Genomic DNA, 19993 nt, shown 5'->3' with positions numbered 1-19993 from the left:
TTATTAAGCAATGCGTAAAACGCATCGTTCAAATATGACGACTAAATGAAAATCAAATAAAACTTCATTTTCAGACGCTATGACAAAATAATCCTCTGAACATAATAATAATTAGAAAACACTCAGGAGTTTATGCTGCATTCATGATTTCTCTTCCTTATCAGCGATATCAAATTGGTCAATGCACTATCAACTGTTATGACATGACCATCACTTCAAATGACAATACGGTTGCGCTACCTGCAAAAGTATTCGAATTTTTGAAGTTATTGATCTTACATCCAGAACAAACTGTCACTAAAGAACAAGCGATTGAACAGGTATGGCAGGGGAATATTGAAGTCGGAAAACGAGGCACTGGTAATGCAATTTGGCAGCTGAGGAAGTCCTTTTCAGAGCTTGGGCAACAGCCTGAAAATTATTTTAAAACCGTCACAAAAGTCGGTTATCAGTTATTAATACAGCCCACCCCTATCGTTAAAACGAATAACAATATTATTCGCGAAACCGTCGAACACAAAAAAAATGTTTTTATCGCTGCTACGGTATTACTGCTGGCCACATTAGGCTTATTGGCGCTGCAATCGGCCGAACAACTGACCCAGCCGAATACAGTCAACACGCCTATTACGCCGCATCGCATCACCAACTTTGAAGGAGTAGAAGAGCGCGCAGCAATTTCGCCAGATGGACGTTTTATGGCGTTTCAATGGCGTAAAGCCAATGCAAAGGGCCACTTGTATATTAAAGATCTTGATGATGAAAAAGCGCCATTACGGCAAATTTCCATGAGTAAAGATAACGAAGCAGTGCCAACATGGTCACCTGATGGACATTCGTTAGCATATTTGCGTCTAACCGAGGACAACCAATGCTTCTTGCATGTGAGAGACTTAATCACCAATCAAGATAAACAGCTTGATTCAGGTTGTCACAGTAAAGGTTATTTACACAGCTTAGAATGGTCGCCAGATGGACAATCTCTTGCCTATGTCAAAGCCCAAGAAGATCGCTCCAGCATTTACCAATATCATTTTAATGATGAAACCAGTACGCCAATAACGTCACCACTTGCGGGTGAACACGACTTGATGATGACATGGTCTGCAGACTCCAGCCAATTAGCTATTATGCGCTCGCAAGAAAATATGATTGCCAAAGTCATGATCCATACTCTTAAAACCGATACAACTGAGGTCATTGCCGATAATGAAACCTTAGTCATTGGCTTAGATTGGGATCACAACAGCAATTTATTGTATTTTACCGCACTAAGAGAAGCAGCATTTATCATTCAGCGATACGACTTCGACAGTCAAACGTTATCGAGTTTTCATCAAGACGAAACTATTAGTAGCATTGCTATCAGTGAAGCCACCAATGACTTGTATTATTCGCGGCATATTTCCCAAGAATTCATTACCCAGCGCTCATTGACTGACGGCAGTATCGTCAAGCAGCTCATTTCATCATCACGGGACTTATACGGCCAATACTTTGCTAAAACAGGTGGACTCATTTTTCTGTCAAATCGCTCCGGAGACTGGGAGTTATGGCTCAAAGAAAACAATCATAACACCATGCTGACCGACAACATCGGCATGGTGAGTATCCCAGCGACCTCTCCCACCAGCAGCTTGTATGTCGCCCCGATAAGAACCAAAGGCTTGGATTACAATGAATTGTATTTAGGCGATACCGCCAGCCAAAGCTTAGTGAAAATTCCACAAGTGACAGGTAACGTTCGTTACGCTTCTTTCTCGGTTGATGGCAGTCGCGTTTATTACTCTGCGCTCATTGATGAGCAATGGGGGTTTTATCAGTATGATTTAGCCAGTGAACAAGTAAAACTCATCCTCAATGACAACATTAAGTATGCCGTTGAAGATAATAATCAAGGCATGTATTACACCTTAGACAATGTCGCTGGCATTTATTATTTAGCAGCAGGCTCAAGCCAGCCAATCAAGGTTAATAACACATTAAGAGCCAAAGATTGGGGCAGCTTTTTCTTCCAAAATAATGGGCTGTATTATCTTGAGCGTAGCGACGAAAATGATTTTATTAAACGTTTAACAACCAATGGTGAAAGCGAGATAGCGTTTAAATTGCCCGCCATGAGCATTCGTAATGAACGCAGTATTGCAGCAGCAAGCGACGATACCATCATCGTGAGCATGCAAGGGATTAATGACGCTGATATTTATCGCATACCGCTGCACTAATCCACTCCCCCAATTTAAACAGATAGTTGAAACAGATAGTTGAAACAGATAGTTGAGACTGATAGTTGAGACTGATAGTTAACCCATTTCGATCAGGTTGATGGCTTGCATAATTTCAATTCATTACTGACATATTCTTTTGCAATTCAATAACCTTTTTCGCCTCAAACCCAGTGCATTTTCACAACAGATTTGACACACTGTGAGGTTAAATATTGGGTTTAGAACTAAATAAAAATCAAAGTAAAAAACAAAGTAAAAAATCAAGCACAGAATCAATAACAACAAGGATGCCCCATGAAAGCACTTTCTCTGGTTTGTGCCAGTATCGCTTTGGCGTTTTCAGGCTTTAGCCATAGCGCAGACATTGACAGAAATAACATTCAACAAATTGGCCCAGTCGCCTCTATCACTTCACAAACCTTATCAGCAGGCAGTCATAGTGATGCGTTAACCGCAAACCTTGCCGCAGCGCTTTCACAAGATAATGACGACATCCGCATATTTGGCCAAAACTACCAATGGCAATCAGCAACCGCGGCAGCTGACAAAGGCTGGTTAGGTTATAAAGTGCAGCTAAGTATGGATCGCTTTACCCAAGGAACGTTAACGGTCAATGGCCTAAATGCACCGAAAATTTACCTTAACGGCGTTTTATTTAACGCCGCGAATGAAGCAAAACTTAAACTGCCAAGTGGCGATCATCAAGTCCTTATTATTGCCGATGGCAACGATACTGAAACCGATTTCAGTCTAGACTGGCAAGGTAAAACCGATATTGATGCGCCAAGCTTTAGCCAAACCAAAACCCAACGGGTATCAGCTGAGCAGTTATTTGACTCTGAAGTCATTACTAGCCTTAACTTATCGCCAAATGGTAAATATTTACTGCAAACCAAAAGTCATTATCCAGCCAACAATGACAACAAACCCGTTGCGGTAACAGAGTTAATTAACACTTCAGATAAAGAAGTGATTTATCGCTGGCAAGACAGCGCACCAGCAAGTGCAGCCTGGTCAAACAACAGCAAGCAATTAGCATATGTTGCTGATAATCAGATTCAATTGCTGACAGTGTCAGACATCAGTATTGATATCGCAGCAACTGATATGGAAAACGTCTCTAACCTGCATTGGTATGGCGACAATGTATTATTCAGCTGGCAAAAGCCGTTCAAAGCAGACGAAAAAGCCACTAACAAACGCTTTAAAGCTCTAGAGGATAGATGGAGTTACTGGCGCAATAACAGCCAGATTTACTTATTAGACAAAGATTCAGGCTTTATCCGCCAACTGACTGATGGCGAGCTCAGTAGTAACCTAGTCGATAGCCACATCGACAACAACACCTTACTACTTACCCGCCACCCAGTGGATTACAAGCAACCCGCCCACGGCCTGACTCAGCTAGTTGAGCTTAATCTTGCTGACTTAACTGAAACCCAGATTGGCGAGTACCGCACCTTTAATTCTGCCACTTATACCGATGACGGAATGTACATCATGGCAGGGCCAGACTTTATGAATGGCTTAGGCGTTCAAGACCCAAAAGTGGTAGTTAATAACTATGACGGTCAGCTTTACTGGCGTGACGCTAACGGTAAGGTCATTGCACTGAGTAAAGACTTTGACCCAGCCATTGGCGGCGCAGCAAAACTCAGTAATGACGACTTAGTATTGCGCGTTGGTGAAGGCGATCGTGGTCAGTTATATTTGTTTGATTTAAGCAAAAAACGCTTCAGTAAAATTAGCGCTGGCATGGACATGGTTAATCGCTACAGTGTGGCCAGTGACTTATCAAAACCTGTCATCGCTTATGCAGGCACCTCAGCTACAGTGCCGCAAAAAGCCTACTTTATGAAGTCAGGTAAAAAGTCATTACTGTTCGATAGTAAAGCAGCCAGTTATGCCGATACCCGCTTAGGTAAAATTGAAGATTTTGATTTCACCAACAAGCATGGACACAACATCGACGGCCGCGTGTATTTGCCTGTCGATTTTGATGCCAACAAACAATATCCAGCCTTAGTGTATTACTACGGTGGCACCTCACCTGTAACCCGTAACTTCACCGGTCGCTGGCCATTTAACCTTTGGGCAGCAAAAGGTTATGTGGTGTATGTACTGCAACCAAACGGCGCAACGGGATATGGTCAAGCATTTAGTGGGCGTCACGTTAACGCTTGGGGAGATTACAGCGCTGACGATATTATCGAAGGTACGCAAGCTTTCTTGAAAGCACATACCTTTGTTGACCCTAAACGTGTCGGTAACATGGGCGCCTCATATGGCGGCTTTATGACCATGTACTTAGCCACTAAAACTGACATTTTTGCTGCTTCTATGGCTCACGCAGGGATCAGTAACTTATCAGCTTATTGGGGCCACGGTTGGTGGGGTTACGGCTACTCAGGCGTAGCCAGTAAAGGCAGCTTCCCATGGAATAATCGCGACTTATACGTCGATCACAGCCCGCTGTATCATGCAGATAAAATCAATACACCGATGTTACTACTTCACGGTAATGCCGATACTAACGTACCAGTTGGTGAAAGCCACTACATGTACACGGCCCTTAAGATGCTGGATAAGCCAGTTGAACTGATTGAGTTCAATGGGCAAGACCATCACATTAATGGCCGCCAAGCACGCTTTGACTGGTGGGATGCCACATTGGCATGGTTCGATTTACATCTAAAAGATGAACCACAATGGTGGAACACACTTTATCCTGATACTGCTTCTGCAAACAAAGACGTTGCTAAAAAAGAGACTGCTGACACGAGTTCGGTAAAATAAGCCGCAGGCTACATCAGTCATAACCGCATTTCATGTTAACTAGCCCTGCAATAGCAGGGCTTTTTTATTTCATTTAATTGCCATGGATACAGTCATCCAGTGTAAGCGCAACTGCGAGCTTCCAGACATGGCTCAGTTTCACTGACTCTTGAATAAGGGGCTGAATGAGAGGCTGACAGTGGATTAGATTAAAGTGATTTTTCAAGGCCGCCAAGCCAATAAAAAGCTAAGTAAACACATTGAATTACGGCCATAATTCATATAAAAGTGTAACCACTTAAGGACAGAGTTGGCTAGCCTCGAATACATTCATCGAGTACGCCATTTAGGGAAGATAAAGCCAATCAATATTATGCGCCAATAAACTTCCTCATAAAGTTTACACTGACCTAACGCCCCAACTCATTCAAGTGTTGAACAAGCTAAAAATTAGCAGCTTTTATAAGGAAGTTTATGAAATCTAAATTAATTCTTTTGATAACTTTACTCGTTACTTTTCCAGTAAATGCTCAGGTACTGATTAACACAGTCAACAAAAGCGCTAATGAGGTTAAAATTAAATCTGACTTAGAATCGTTACATGAGCAATTCAATTTAACGCAATGGCTCTTCACTAAACATATCCAAGTAGATGAAAACGCCAAAACTCCACATAGCCACCCAGTCCTTACAATGAGCACTCAACCAGAGTATTTAGCAAGTAAAACTAAGCTATTGTCGACTTACCTTCACGAACAATTCCACTGGCATATAATAATCAACGGTAAACCGACCAAAGAAGCATTTCGCGCCAGAATCAAAGATTTTTTTCCCAATGTAAAAACAGGCTATCCATTCGGTAGTAGAGATGAAGGAAGCACATTAAGCCATCTAATGGTTTGCTACCTGGAATACATCGCACTGACGGAACTCATTGGGCAAGATAAAGCGTTAGAAAATATTTCTACAAACAATTATTACACTTGGGTCTATGAAACAGTAACTAATCCAGAAAACGAAGCCGTATTGGATATGTTATTAGTAGAGTTTGGCCTTGAGTTCCGTGAACAACACAACTAACCAAGGCGCAGTATGCTCCCTTCGGTCATTTGAGTAGTCTCTATTTCTTTTAGGGGTTATCTCTAACTCACTTTTGCCCCTCAAATTTGTTTAACTATTTTGAAAGTATCATTTGAAAAAATTCAAAGTCGTGGCGCTTCGCCCACACCAGACGAAAGGGAAACAACAGCATTTCCCTTCTCGACATCCCTTGCCGCTCCGGCGAAATTTAAACAGCAAAATTTCCAACGGAGATTCATCCAGCTTTAGACTTCATATTTAGCCGCCTTCGGTCATTATCGAAAGCACTAACGCTTCCGATAGGCCATCCGTGGCCTAACGAAAGCTAGCTTGGCATATATGGACCCATCCGGTTTGCAAGATATTTAATATCGACTTTGAGAATAGTTCATTGCACCCATATATTCGGCCTGTTATTGAGGTACACCTCTGGCCCTGATGGATATTTGCTTCTACTTTCCTTATCATCCTTACGGCTTCTTTAGAGCCAATGCCAGGCGAAGGTTTTAAGTAGAACAGTCTGACTGTCTCATCATCAATTCAATTATCTTGGCAACTTGGTGGTTGGTAAAACTAATTGTTAGCGCGTTAATGATTACTTTTATGCAGCGATACGATATTCATCTTCTCTTGCTGCTATAACCCACGCTATCCGTGCAAGCTTGTTCGCGACGGCAACACAAGCTCTGTTAAAGCCACGTCTTTCTGCAAGTGCGGTTGCCCARCGACTAAATTTATCCCCTTTAGCCTCACTATGGTAAAGAACCGCTCTTGCCCCGTGGATAAATAGCGTTCTCAAATAAGCATTTCCTCGCTTACTAATACCAAGCAAATTATTTTTTCCACCACTGCTATGTTGCTTGGGGACTAGACCGCACCATGCTGAAAAATGTCTGCCGTTGGTAAAATCTTTACCTTCYCCAACAGCGGCATAAAATGCCGTTGCGGTGACAGGACCAATGCCWGGCACACTCTCCAAACGTTKGCATACTTGATTGTTCTTCATCTCTTGTTGAACTTGAACGTCACAACTTTTAAGCCTTCGCTCAATATCATTAAACTCTTCGTACAGTTGATAGAAAATATTTCGGCCTCTGGCTGTTAATTCGTTATCAGCATTTTCTAGAATATCAGGTAGCTTTGACCTAAAAGACGCTTTTCCTTTTGTGATAATAATGCCGTACTCAGCAAGCATCCCTCTAACCTGATTAATCAGTGCTGTCGATTGYTTGTTTAGCCTTTCTCTCATTCGATGCAACATCTGAATATCTTGTTGTTCTATAGGTTTTGGTTCTACAAAGCGCATGTTAGGCCGTTGCGCTGCTTCAGCTATCGCAAGTGCATCGTTATAGTCATTCTTATTTCCCTGTCTGTAGGGCACGACATACTGAGGCGCTATCAATTTGACTTGATGACCCACTTTCTCAAACTCTCTAGCCCAGTAATTTGCGCCACCACAGGCTTCCATCACAACAAGACAAGGTTCTATTTGAGCAAGAAAAAGTACTAACTCTTTTCGCTTAATTATCTTCTTTTTGACRAGCTTTCCGGCTTTATTAACGCCAACAAAATGAAAAACAGACTTTGCGATATCAAGACCAATTGTAGTAATGTTCATAGTGGACCAGTCCTCTTTCTGATGAGTTTTAGCAACTACATCGTGGCCCATTGCGAGGCCGATTAAAAGTGGATGGGTCCATTCCATTATCCATGTCTGGACTCACGGGATTTTCTTGCTTACCTCAATTCAAATTGAACATTCAAAGAAGATCAAAAGCATAATAAATACAAATAACTTCCTAAAGATTAAGAACAACAAGCGAACTTGCAGGCTCAATGATCCCCATTGAAATTGCTGAAATGTGTTGAAGAAAATGGCGTAAGCCTGACAGGACGTCAGGCTAGCTTTCGTTTGGCCATGGATGGCCTATCGGAAGCGTTAGCTATTTTCGAATAAGCATGAAGCTTACTCGCTTTGAAAGAGTAATTTCGTTGGGGCGGCAAGGGATGTCGAGAAGGGAAATGCTGTTGTTTCCCTTTCGTCGGGTGTGGGCGAAGCGCCACGACTTTGAGCTACTCCAAACATCGCTAGACAATGAAAACAAGGTAGCTAACTCTAACATCATAATAATTATCAATTTAAAAAATAATCATTATTTTTCAGCCACCTTTATCAGGAAAGCCCGTTTAATTTTAAGCAGTCAAAAATAAATTATTATTTATATCAATCAGATAAAAAATGTAGGATGATATTAATCAATAACTTAAGCCGCCGACTTTATTGTGCGAGCCGTTCAATAAGCTGTTAGCTGTTCACTTAGCCGTAGGTATATATTATGGAATGGTTTGATTTAGATACCGTTAAAAGCATTTCTATTATCATCACTATTTGGGTTGCTGTATATGGCATTGATGCGTGGCGACGCGAACATGTTGGTAAGAGACAGATTGAACTTGCTGAAGATACATTGGCATTGTTCTACGAGGCTGTTGATGTAATTAAACATATTCGACACCCTATGTCTTACGCGAATGAAACTGATGAAATTACACAATTAACCAATGAGTCTAACGAACAGTATGAAGCTAGGAAAAGTGCCTCAGTTGTTTTTGTGCGTTATCAAAAGAACCAAGAGCTATTTAATAGGTTACATGCTTCAAGATATCGATTTATGGCACAATTAGGCAAAGAAAAAGCAAAGCCATTTGATGATATTAGAGCTGTTACCGGTAAGATTATTGGCTCTGCTAGAATGCTATCTAAACTTTGGGCTAGAAACCATTTTCGAACTGATGAACGTTGGGAAAGCCATCAAAAAGATGTTGATAAATTTGAGGCAATTTTCTGGGAAGGTATATCAGACGAAGATCCAATAAATGAACAACTGGATCAGATAATTATTGAGATAGAAAAAACGTGTAAGGTAGTAATTGAAGGCCAAGGTACTCTTCATAGTTTTCTAAATATGAAAATGGGAAAAAACAGCTAACAAGTGCTTTAAACTGAACAAAAAACAGTTTGCTAGATTTCGCTTCGCTACAAATATTAGCAAACTGTTTTCAGCCCCTTAAATGGGCGTTCTTACTGATGCTAAATCAGTTTCAAAATAATTTTCCCTTGATGCTGGCCAGATTCCATATATTGATGAGCTGCAATCACGTCATCAAAAGCAAAAACTTTATCAAGGTTTATATGCATTTTCCCGCTTTCAAGCATTGGCCAAACATGCTGTTTTAGACCTTGGGCAATCTCGGCTTTAGCTTCAATACTTTGTGGCCTTAACGTAGAGCCTGTCCAGCGAATACGTTTCGCCATTAGCCTAAAAATATCCACTTCAGCTTTCATGCCTCTTTGCATTGCGACTGACACCATTCTTCCATCCATTGCCACCACTTTAAGATTACGGTTAACAAAATCGCCACCAGCAATATCAAATACGACATTAACGCCTTCGCCTGCTGTTGCTTCTAAGATGGGTTCAACAAAGTCTTGCTGATGATAATTCACCGCAACTGACGCGCCTTGCTCAAGGCAGTATTGGCACTTTTCATCAGAACCTGATGTCACAAACACCTTAGCGCCTAATGCACTCGCCATTTGAATCGCAGTAGTACCAATACCACCTGAGCCGCCATGAATAAGCACAGTTTCACCTGCTGTAAGTTCAGCCCTTACCACCATATTGCCCCAAACGGTAAAACAAGTTTCAGGTAATGCTGCGGCTTGTTCAAAACTATAGTTTTTGGGTATAGGCAAACAATGGCTAGCGTCAGTAATAACTTGCTCAGCATAACCTCCGCCAGGCACTAGGGCGCAAACTTTATCGCCTATTTTCCATTGGCTAACATCACCTGCCACTTCAAGGATTTCCCCAGCGACCTCTAAGCCTAAAATAGCACTGGCACCTTTCGGTGGAGGATAAGCTCCTTCACGTTGTTTGATATCAGGGCCATTTACGCCTGCAGCATGCACTTTTATTAACACTTGACCTTGAGCTAACGGCGCAAGTTCGCTGTGACTAAAATGCATTACTTCAGCGCTACCCGTTTTGTCGAACGAAACATGTTTCATACAGCAATTCCTTGTGAAAGATCAGCTATTAAACCTTTAATGACTAGAAGCATTAGTTTAAGGGACTATTTTGAAGAACTTTTTGAAGAACTATTTTAAAGTACTTTTTTGAAGAGCCACTTTGAAGAACCAATTTGAAGCGCTATTTTGAAGCACTGTTTTGAAACACAAATTAGACAACCTTTCTCCACTCAGTATCTCGAGGTGCTATCTCGAGGTGCTATCTCGAGGTGTTATGTCGAGGTGTTATGTCTATTGGCGACGTCCAAACCCTATAAAGTCATTTAGGTTTAGGTCTTTTAGGGCTAAGACATGTGTATCAGGTTGGCGTAATAAGGTAATAGCTATTAAATATTCTCTTATATTCTGTCGATATAAGATACTATAATTATCATGGTGCTTAGCGTTAATGACTTTACAGTTATCAACCTCTCTATATTTTGCGCAAAGTGAGATCTCTAAGAAATTTACCACGACTAACTGGAATTAATATCATTGTGAAAATGACACTAAAAACAGCCTTAGCCAACGTTGTAAAGTACTACACAGCTTTATTGCTGTGCTTTGCTGCATTCAGCTCCTCTGTTTCTGCCAAACCTCTGTTAATCGCCTCTGATATCTGGTGCCCTTATGTCTGCGAAAACCAGACAGGCTATGTTACAGAACTGACCCAGCGCGCTTTTGCTGAAATGGATCAACCTGTACATTTTCTAGCAGTGCCATTTAATCGTGCTTTAAAAGAAGTCCAACAAGGCAATATAGATGCAATTCTTGCTGTAACTCCTACTCATGTTGCCCAATATGGTTTATTAACTGATGAAATCATTATTGGTTATGCCAGCAAAGACTTTTTTACGGCTAAAGGTCTTCCATGGAAATTTAACCAATTAGAAGACTTAGATAGTGTGCAGGTAGGCATTATTCGTAGCTATGATTATGGTGAGCAATTAAACAATAAAATAGCCTATTCAAACCGTTTTTACTTTGCCTCTGGGAATCAACCTTTATCTATGAATATCCAGCGCCTTATCAAAGGCCGCTTCCAAGTCATATTAGGTAATAAGGTCGTCATTCAAAACACTGCAGAAAAGTTAAACCTAGCTGACCAAATCCGTTATGCCGGCTCTTTTGGTAAACCATTACCTTTATATGTCGGCTTTAACTCAAATAACACCCAAGTGGCGAAAATGTTTGCTAGTGGCTTACAAAAACTAAAGCACACTGGCGAATTCCAGCAGATTTTGGATAAGTACAACATCGAGGAAACTGAAGCGACTCCTTTTCTATAACCGAGAGCTTTCTATAATCGAAAGTTTTCTCACTAAGACCCAAGATTCAACTACATTTCATTAAAAAACCACCATAAAAACAGTTTACCCATATAACTATATGTTTATTATCTATTATTAATAAATAACCTTCCTCTCTACCATTCATTTTATTTAGCTATTACTGATATTAACAGAGCCTTTAACCGTGTTAATCAAATTAAGTTACAAAATGTGTACTTTTAACACATTTGTTATCTCTAGGTGTACAATCCCTTTCGGTTTTACAAACCCTCAACATCACCCAGCATTAATAGTCTTAAGAAGATAAACGTCACGAACACATAAGTCGTACACTGCTATTCCTGCCTGATAAGTCATTAAAAATTATAAAAATGTGGCATTTATCTAAAAAAGTGACCACTTCGGAGCAAGCATGAAACTGTATCCTCAGGCTATCGCGCTGGTATTTGGCCTAATGTATCTTCCTTTGGTTAATGCATCGCCCATTGAACAAACTAAAGGTGACTTTGAAGACAAGTTTCGCCAATTAGAAGAAAGTCACCCCACTCCAAACGATTATCGTAATGCCGCTGGTGAGCCTGGTAAGGATTATTGGCAACAGCAAGTTGATTACAACATCAAGGTAAAGCTGGATGAATCAAAGCGCCGCATTTCAGCTAGTCAAGTCATTACCTACCACAATAACTCTCCATATACCCTCAAGTATTTATGGATCCAGCTCGAGCAAAATCGCTTCAGTTCTGACTCAGTTGCCGAACGCAGTAGTAGCTTTTCGGGCCTAGGCAATAACGCCAGTGCTTCTGCTAAAGCTCAAGATAAAGCGCCTGCAAAAATCAACTTAAAAACCTTGCGTCGCCAACAGTTTATGGACGATGTTGAATTAGGTTACGAGCTCGCCAATATCACAGATACTAAAGGCAAAGCCCTTAAATATGTGATTAATGGCGCGCAAATGCGCATTGATTTACCAAAGCCACTTAAGCCAAATCAAACTACCGTAGTGAATATGGACTTTGAATTTAATATCCTCGAAGAAGATGCTGTTGGTGCACGCTCAGGTTATGAACATTTCCCTGATGATAAACGCGAGGGCGGCAATGATATATTCCTACTGGCTCAGTGGTTCCCACGCGTATCGTCATATTCAGATTACGAAGCTTGGCACAACAAAGAGTTTTTAGGACGCGGTGAATTTACGTTAGAGTTTGGTAATTACGACGTTCAAATGACCGTACCTAGCGATCATATCGTCACCGCAACAGGCATATTACAAAACCCTAAAAAGGTACTGACGAAAACTCAGCGTGATCGTTTAGAAGATGCGAAAGATGCCAAGCGTCCAGTGTTTATTGTGTCTGCAGATGAAGCCTTAAAGAATGAATCAAGCACTCAGTCAGGCCAAAAAACTTGGCACTTTAAAGCTGAGAATGTCCGTGATTTTGCTTGGGCATCATCGCGCAAATTTATCTGGGATGCCAAAGGTTATCAGCAAGGTGGCGACACCATGCCTGAAGTCATGGCCATGTCTTTTTACCCTAAAGAAGGTGGCGAGCTATGGGAGAAGTACTCCACAGAATCTGTCATCCATACAATGGAAGTCTACTCACGCTTTACCTTTGACTACCCTTACCCGACGGCTATCAGTGTCAATGGCCCTGTTGGCGGTATGGAATACCCGATGATCAGCTTTAATGGCCCGCGCACTATTTGGCATGAAGACGGTCCTCGTAGTTACACATTATCTGAAAAACAATTCTTAATTGGCGTGGTTATTCACGAAGTAGGTCATAACTATTTCCCAATGATTGTGAACTCAGATGAGCGTCAATGGGCTTGGATGGATGAAGGTTTAAACAGCTTTTTAGACGGTGTAGCCAGTAAAGAGTGGGATCCTGATTTAGCTTGGGGTCGTGAGCCAAGTGACATCATCGAGTACATGAAATCTAACGTTCAAGTTCCTATCATGACGCAATCTGATAGCATCTTAAAATACGGACCTAACGCATATACCAAACCTGCTGCTGCACTTAATATTTTGCGTGAAGTGGTGTTAGGTCGTGAGCTTTTCGACTTCGCTTTTCAAGAATACTCTCGTCGCTGGGAAAACAAACGTCCGACACCATATGACTTTTTCCGCACTATGGAAGAAGCTTCAGGAGTGGATTTAGATTGGTTCTTCCGTGGGTGGTTCTACACCACAGATCATGTTGATATCAGTATTGATAAGGTATACCAATTACGTTTAGATACTAAAAACCCTGATATTGATTTTGATCGCCTACGTCAAGAAGAGGCCGATAAGCCAACGTCGTTATTTATCCAAAATAACCAACAAGCTGGCATTAAGCCTTGGGTGGATTTAAACGGTGACTTAGCCGATTTTCATGACGAAAATGATCGCTTTACTGTGACCAATAAAGAACGCAATAAATACCAGTCGACCCTGGCTAAACTTAAGCCATGGGAACGCAAAGCGTTAGCCAGAGCATTAGAAGAAGACAAGAACTACTATGTGATGAACTTCTCTAATATTGGTGGGCTAGTGATGCCAATATTACTGGAAATGACCTTTGCCGATGGCAGCACTGAAAAACTCACTTTACCTGCTGAAATCTGGCGCCGTTCGCCTAAAGCTGTGAGTAAATTGATTGTCACTGAAAAGTCGCAGCAACTGGTCTCTGTTGAAGTAGATCCAAGCTGGGAAACTGCGGATGTTGATATTGAAAACAACCATTATCCACGTAGAATAATCCCGTCACGTATTGAAGCTTACAAGAGCGAAAAGCGTAAAGGAAAACATCGCCGCGATGTAATGCATGACATCAACACCGAAGTGAAAGCACCTGAAGCTAAGGAATATAAGAAGTAATGTCACGACAATTTATCGCTGCCGCCTTTTTGATACTGATTGCCACAATGAGCATTAGCGCTAAAAGCTGGGCGCATCAACAGAAAGAAAGCTACAGCAATGTGCTATTTAATGAGCGCACTGGCAATTTAGAAGTCCAGCACAGGTTCTATCTGCACGATGCAGAACATGCTGCCAATAACCTTTTTGACAGCCATGCTGATTTACTAAAAGATCCTGTCAGCCGTGAAGCTTTTGCTTATTACGTGCAAGATAAGTTTCATATTGCCGATGATAACCAACAAGTGATTAAGCTCAATTTTGTTGGTACTGAAGTCGAAGGGAAGTATTTGTGGGTTTACCAAGAAACCCAAATTAATCATCAAACCATGAATAGTTTTTATATTAAAATGGAAAGCTTGCAAGAGCTTTGGCCAAGCCAGCTTAACTACATTAATGTTGAACGTGAAAAACAGGTGAAATCATTAAGACTTGGCGCTGGCGACGCATGGCAACATTTAACTCTTTAGCAGTTAGCCAAACTGAATTATCCTAGAAAATAATTCAGTTTGAGTCATATCATTAGCACTTGAAGAGACCTTAGGGTCTCTTTTTTTTGTGCTTTAGTTGCCCTTATTCAACCGCTATTTAGCTAACCTCCCCCTACCTAGCGCACATTTGTTTTCACAATTTGATCTAGCTCAAAAACAACGCAACTTTTGTTAATTTTCTGTTGTTTTACGTTATCAAGTTGGCACACTGAAGATAGTGATATAGAAAATTAAACTTTGGAAACACCCCAGTTTGAGTCAGTTAATTACTGCCTAAGCTGTTGTAATATAAGTTGTTGACATTGGTTTTCACAGGAGGTGGAATGAGCGGATTAGTTAAACTACTACAATCTATGCTCGGCAGTTTTCGAGATTTAGTCCCCATCATATTGGTGGTGAGTTTCTTCGAGATTTTTATCCTTCAACAAGCCCCTGCGAACTTGTTCTCAATTCTCGTTGGGGTCGTCTTTATTGTTCTAGGATTAACTTTTTTCGTGTTTGGTTTAGAGATGGGACTTTTCCCCATTGGTGAATCATTAGCCCATGCCCTTGCCCGAAAAGGCAGCACCTTTTGGTTAGTTATTTTCTCTTTTGCTTTGGGTTTTGGAACCACCTTAGCCGAGCCAGCACTCACAGCTGTTGCAGCCGAAGCCGCTGAAGTTGCCGCCGAAGGTGGCGCAATTGCTAGCTCAGAAGATGCGATGGACAGCTATGCATTAGGGCTCAGACTCACAGTGGCTGTGTCGGTCGGTTTAGCTATTTTGCTTGGGGTGATCCGCATTGTAAAAGGCTGGCCAATCCATTACTTGATTATCGGCGGATATGTCATTGTGATGATCCTCACCAGCTTCGCCCCAGATAATATTATCGGCATCGCCTACGATTCAGGTGGCGTCACAACCTCAACGATTACCGTCCCTTTAGTCACCGCACTTGGTGTGGGTTTAGCCACCGTGATTAAAGGTCGTAATCCCATGCTTGATGGTTTTGGCTTAATTGCCTTTGCCAGCCTAACCCCTGTGATATTCGTTTTGCTATATGGCATGGTGCTTTAGCCATGAATAATAATCCGTTTGTCACCGATTTTAGATTAATCTCAATGGGAGTCATTCATGGCGTGGCTTAACCAATTATTAGAGACCTTATTACTGACAATGCGTGATGTGATCCCAATTGCGGTCATATTATTTGGCTTTCAATTAGGTGTACTAAAACGTCCCATCGCTAATTGGAAAACCGTAGTATTGGGTTTTGTTTACGTCACCTTTGGTTTGAGCTTTTTCTTAGTGGGATTAGAGTTGGCGTTATTTCCCATTGGTGAGAATCTCGCAAACCAACTGACCTCTCCCAGTATTTTACATCCTGACGGCTCAGCAGGCCCTTACTTGTGGCAAGACTATTTGTGGGTCTATGTATTTGCAGCGGCGATTGGTTTTAGTACCACAATTGCAGAACCCTCTTTGATTGCGGTTGCGATCAAAGCCAATGAGGTTTCAGGCGGGACTATTAGTACTCAAGGTTTGCGCATTTCTGTCGCCATTGGGGTGGCATTTGGTATTTCGCTAGGCTGCTTTCGTATTGTCGTTGGCGATCCCATCCACTATTACATCATGGCAGGTTATGTCGTGGTGGTGATTCAAACCTTCTTTGCGCCTAAATCGATTATTCCCCTCGCCTATGATTCTGGTGGCGTCACCACATCCACTGTGACAGTGCCTTTAGTGGCCGCATTAGGCCTAGGCTTGGCATCCAATGTTGAAGGGCGTAACCCGTTAATTGACGGCTTTGGACTGATTGCTTTTGCAAGCTTATTTCCCATTATCGCCGTGATGACATATGCCCAAATCGTGGCTTGGTTAGATAAGCGCAGAGATCAATCAAGTGACGAAAAAACCGAAACACAATCAGCTAGTAGTAAACCATCATCTATATCAAACATAGAATCGAATCGATCCGTTAAGGAGTAAACCATGCGATTTAAGTTAATTATCGCGTTTGTCGACGACATCACCACTGACACAGTGCTTGATGCTGCAAGAGAAGCCGGTGCAACAGGTGCAACGGTTATCAACCATGCCAGAGGTGAAGGACTAAAGAAAAAGAAAACCTTCATGGGCTTGGGGCTAGATGTACAAAGAGATGTCATTTTATGGCTAGTCGAAGAACATATGAGCCGCCATATTTTAGAAACGATTTGTGATGTTGGCGGCTTTAATACCAATCCAGGTCAAGGTATCGCTATTCAAATTGATGTTGAAGATGCCGTTGGTGTTGCACACCAAGTCGAAAAACTCACCAATGAGATTAAGGATCAAATATGAAGCTATCGACGCCTATTAAAAACCGCGACGTATTAATGAATCAATATGCCATGATTGACGGCATGCTGACGATTAGTGAGGCCATTGCCATTGCAGTTGAACATGACGTATCTATTCTGGTGGTAAATAAACGCCATGAGCACGATGAATACGGGATGCTACTGCTGAGTGATATCGCCAGAAAAGTGCTGGCAACCAATAAGTCGCCCGAGCGAGTGAATGTTTACGAGATCATGATTAAGCCAGTCATGTCGGTCAGTGCCGATATGGATATTCGTTATACCGCCAGATTATTTGATCAATTCCAAATCAATAAAGCCCCGGTAGTTGAAGACCATAACATTGTTGGTTTCGTGACCTATGATGATATTGTCCTTAAAGGCATGGTTGGTAAATAATGCTGCCTCTGAGCAGCTCTCCAAGTGGAACGAACAGAAAAAAGCCTTGATGCTAATGCTATCAAGGCTTTTAAATGAACTTTGGGCTTGTGATTCAGATTGCTAACTTACTTTGACTCACAACTCTTTACAGGCTAAAAATCTTACTGACCAATAACCTACTGAACAGTAACCTACTGACCAATAAAGTGTTGGTCTTTAAGCCAGTCTAAATATTCAGGCACGGCTTGTTCAACAGTTTTGAACACATGGTCACAGCCCACTGAGCGCAGTAAAGTTAAATCTGCTTGTGTGTAGCTTTGATAAGCGCCTTTTAGCTTGTCAGGGAAAGGAATGTATTCAATCTCACCTTTGCCATGATACTTAACCACTGCATTAGCCACATCATTAAAGCTTTGCGCTTCACCTGTACCACAGTTAAATACGCCTGATACAGACTTATTTTGCCATAGCCAAATATTCACTTTTACTACATCTTCAACAAACACGAAGTCACGTAACTGTTGACCATCTTCATAGCCATCAATACCCGCGAACAAACGACATACGCCATTGGCTTTAATCTGATTATTAAAATGGAAAGCCACACTCGCCATGCCACCTTTATGTTGCTCTCTTGGGCCGTAAACATTGAAGTAACGTAAACCAGCCACCTGCGCAGAGGTGTCTTGCTGTCTGACATATTGATCAAACAAGAATTTTGAGTAGGCATAAACGTTAAGCGGCTTTTCAACTTCGCGCTTCTCAACAAATGTGTCACTGCCACCATACACTGACGCTGAAGACGCATAGATAAACTGCACATCGTTAGCTTGGCAAAAGTGTAGTAACACTTTTGAGTACTCGTAGTTATTCTGCATCATGAACTTGCCATCCCACTCAGTGGTAGATGAACAAGCACCTTGATGGAAAATAACTTCTAATTTACCGTCAAACTCACCTGCTTTAACGCTGGCTAAGAAGGCATCTTTATCTAAGTAGTCAGCGATTTCACAATCAGCTAAGTTGAACATCTGTGTGCCGTCAGTTAAATCATCCACTGCGATGATATCTGTACGACCTAATTCATTTAGCGATTTAACTAAATTACTACCGATAAAACCTGCAGCACCTGTAACAACGATCATAAGTTATATTCCTGTGTAATGGCGCGATATAACATCACGTACAAATCTAATTCTATTGATTCAGCCAGTATTAATTACTGGCTGTCTTGTGCATAAAATGCATCTAAAAACTGGGCTGTTTCTGTCGCCGCTTTTTCAAAATCAATTAACGCCATATTGCGGCCTGTTCTTTTTCCCACTGGCGGCGTATAGCTTAAACGGCGATCATCTGCCGACAGAGACTGCCAGCGTATGTGCGGAGCTGAGCGTCTACCAGCATAAAAACCTAATGTTGGCACATTATGTAATCCCGCTAAATGCAAAGGCCCAGTCGAGCCAGCAATGAACATATCAGCCGCCACTAATGATTCCGCGAACTCACTTAAACTCGATAGCGGTTTGGCTTTCTCAACCTTCATGCCTTTTTGCGACAAAATGCCCACCATTTCATCTGCAAGGACTTCTTCTTGGCCGCTATAAGTGATCACAAATCGGCAGTCTAACTGAGTCTGTTGATTGATATCAACAAGCATATTAGAAAATGACTCAACCGGCACTCCACCCGAGGAGCCACCAGTTCCAGGATGAGCAAAAATCAATTTTTCACCGTCCTGCTTGTTGTAATAATCTTGCCACTGCTGCTTTTTACTGGTTATATCCCAAAAAGGTCGCTTCACTTCTGGAATAGGGTAATTGTGCTCTTTAAGAAAGTGCTCCACCACATTACATGCGCGGCGCCACACCGAAATACCTTCTTGATACTGAGCATTGGTTCTGTGTTTATAAAGATATTGATACCAATTGAGCGTTGGCACTAGCATATAAGGAATTTTAGCGGGCCTTAATAACTTATAAACACGGAATTGAGATAAGGAAACAATCGCGGCATCGTAGCCTTGCTCTTTAATCTGTTGTGCAATGGCTGCATCATCGCCTGTATCAATTAATACGTTATCCACATGGGGACACGCCTCGGCAAAACTTTTCACTACTGGAGCAACAAAAACATCAATTGTCGCTTCCGGCATTGCCTGTTTTAACATGCTAAGTGCAGGCCACTTCGTGGTGAAGTCACCAATTTTATCATGTCTCACATACAGGATTTTTTTCATTAACTTGGGCCTTAGATACTCTTTGCTGTAACTCAATGACAGCACAACTTGGGTTGCATCTAGTTATTTTATACCAAGTGGGAATAGTAAACACGCAAGAGCTGTAAAACTTGTTAGCTAGAAATAAAAAATCCCTGCTTATCCAGGGATTTTTTATTTCTAGCTAACAAGTTTTACAGCTCTTGCGTGTTTACTATTCCCACTTGGTAT

Annotated in this window: 15 protein-coding genes; 11 read left to right on the top strand and 4 right to left on the bottom strand. The window is 41.6% G+C overall.

The genetic code is table 11. The annotated features are described in order from the left end of the window. Positions 1–143 precede the first annotated feature (143 nt). The 3 genes from FNZ24_RS14910 to FNZ24_RS14900 all read left to right on the top strand — a co-directional run bounded on the left by FNZ24_RS14910 (position 144) and on the right by FNZ24_RS14900 (position 6083). Entirely contained in the window at positions 144–2225 is a 2082-nt protein-coding gene (locus tag FNZ24_RS14910) for a winged helix-turn-helix domain-containing protein (protein WP_153915529.1), read from the top strand. 297 nt (positions 2226–2522) lie between these two features. Continuing rightward, on the top strand, positions 2523–5024 hold the full coding sequence (locus FNZ24_RS14905; RefSeq protein ID WP_153915528.1) for an alpha/beta hydrolase family protein: 2502 nt from the start codon (positions 2523–2525) through the stop codon (positions 5022–5024). Positions 5025–5477: 453 nt separating this feature from the next. Beyond that, complete coding sequence (locus FNZ24_RS14900) at positions 5478–6083, top strand: hypothetical protein (RefSeq protein WP_153915527.1); 606 nt, start codon at positions 5478–5480, stop codon at positions 6081–6083. Positions 6084–6684: 601 nt separating this feature from the next. Here FNZ24_RS14900 and FNZ24_RS14895 read toward each other — a convergent pair. Further along, positions 6685–7701, bottom strand: a complete 1017-nt coding sequence (locus tag FNZ24_RS14895) for an IS110 family transposase (protein ID WP_153915546.1) — start codon at positions 7699–7701, stop codon at positions 6685–6687. Between the two features lie 718 nt (positions 7702–8419). On the opposite strand from FNZ24_RS14895, the gene FNZ24_RS14890 reads away from it, so the two are divergent. Continuing rightward, entirely contained in the window at positions 8420–9073 is a 654-nt protein-coding gene (locus FNZ24_RS14890; protein ID WP_153915526.1) for a hypothetical protein, read from the top strand. Positions 9074–9174: 101 nt separating this feature from the next. On the opposite strand, the gene FNZ24_RS14885 is transcribed toward FNZ24_RS14890, so the two are convergent. Continuing rightward, entirely contained in the window at positions 9175–10155 is a 981-nt protein-coding gene (locus FNZ24_RS14885; protein WP_153915525.1) for an NAD(P)H-quinone oxidoreductase, read from the bottom strand. 503 nt (positions 10156–10658) lie between these two features. Between FNZ24_RS14885 and FNZ24_RS14880 the strand changes: the two genes are divergently transcribed. The 7 genes from FNZ24_RS14880 to FNZ24_RS14850 all read left to right on the top strand — a co-directional run bounded on the left by FNZ24_RS14880 (position 10659) and on the right by FNZ24_RS14850 (position 17565). After that, positions 10659–11444 carry a substrate-binding periplasmic protein gene (locus FNZ24_RS14880; RefSeq protein ID WP_228768504.1) on the top strand — a complete coding sequence of 262 codons (786 nt, stop codon included), beginning with the start codon at positions 10659–10661 and terminating at the stop codon, positions 11442–11444. Between the two features lie 415 nt (positions 11445–11859). Then, positions 11860–14316, top strand: a complete 2457-nt coding sequence (locus FNZ24_RS14875) for a M1 family metallopeptidase (protein WP_153915523.1) — start codon at positions 11860–11862, stop codon at positions 14314–14316. Continuing rightward, positions 14316–14825 carry a DUF6702 family protein gene (locus FNZ24_RS14870; protein WP_153915522.1) on the top strand — a complete coding sequence of 170 codons (510 nt, stop codon included), beginning with the start codon at positions 14316–14318 and terminating at the stop codon, positions 14823–14825. Before FNZ24_RS14875 ends, FNZ24_RS14870 begins: the two co-directional genes overlap by 1 nt. Positions 14826–15169: 344 nt before the next feature. After that, positions 15170–15901 carry a DUF1538 domain-containing protein gene (locus tag FNZ24_RS14865; protein WP_153915521.1) on the top strand — a complete coding sequence of 244 codons (732 nt, stop codon included), beginning with the start codon at positions 15170–15172 and terminating at the stop codon, positions 15899–15901. 57 nt (positions 15902–15958) lie between these two features. Next, positions 15959–16813, top strand: coding sequence for a DUF1538 domain-containing protein (locus tag FNZ24_RS14860; RefSeq protein ID WP_153915520.1), 855 nt, complete (start codon positions 15959–15961; stop codon positions 16811–16813). A 3-nt stretch (positions 16814–16816) separates the two neighbouring features. After that, positions 16817–17167, top strand: a complete 351-nt coding sequence (locus FNZ24_RS14855; protein WP_153915519.1) for a P-II family nitrogen regulator — start codon at positions 16817–16819, stop codon at positions 17165–17167. After that, positions 17164–17565 (top strand): CBS domain-containing protein, encoded by a 402-nt coding sequence (locus tag FNZ24_RS14850; protein WP_153915518.1) that lies wholly within the window; start codon positions 17164–17166, stop codon positions 17563–17565. The genes FNZ24_RS14855 and FNZ24_RS14850 overlap by 4 nt, the downstream gene beginning before the upstream one ends. A 173-nt stretch (positions 17566–17738) precedes the next feature. Here FNZ24_RS14850 and rfaD read toward each other — a convergent pair whose 3' ends face one another. Then, positions 17739–18692, bottom strand: a complete 954-nt coding sequence (gene rfaD, locus FNZ24_RS14845) for an ADP-glyceromanno-heptose 6-epimerase (protein ID WP_153915517.1) — start codon at positions 18690–18692, stop codon at positions 17739–17741. A 74-nt stretch (positions 18693–18766) separates the two neighbouring features. Continuing rightward, positions 18767–19783 carry a glycosyltransferase family 9 protein gene (locus tag FNZ24_RS14840; protein ID WP_153915516.1) on the bottom strand — a complete coding sequence of 339 codons (1017 nt, stop codon included), beginning with the start codon at positions 19781–19783 and terminating at the stop codon, positions 18767–18769. Positions 19784–19993: the final 210 nt, after the last annotated feature.

Origin of the sequence: Shewanella sp. TC10, from assembly GCF_009663145.1 — a bacterium.
Lineage (GTDB): Bacteria > Pseudomonadota > Gammaproteobacteria > Enterobacterales > Shewanellaceae > Shewanella.
This window is presented reverse-complemented; position numbering and strand designations above follow the sequence as displayed.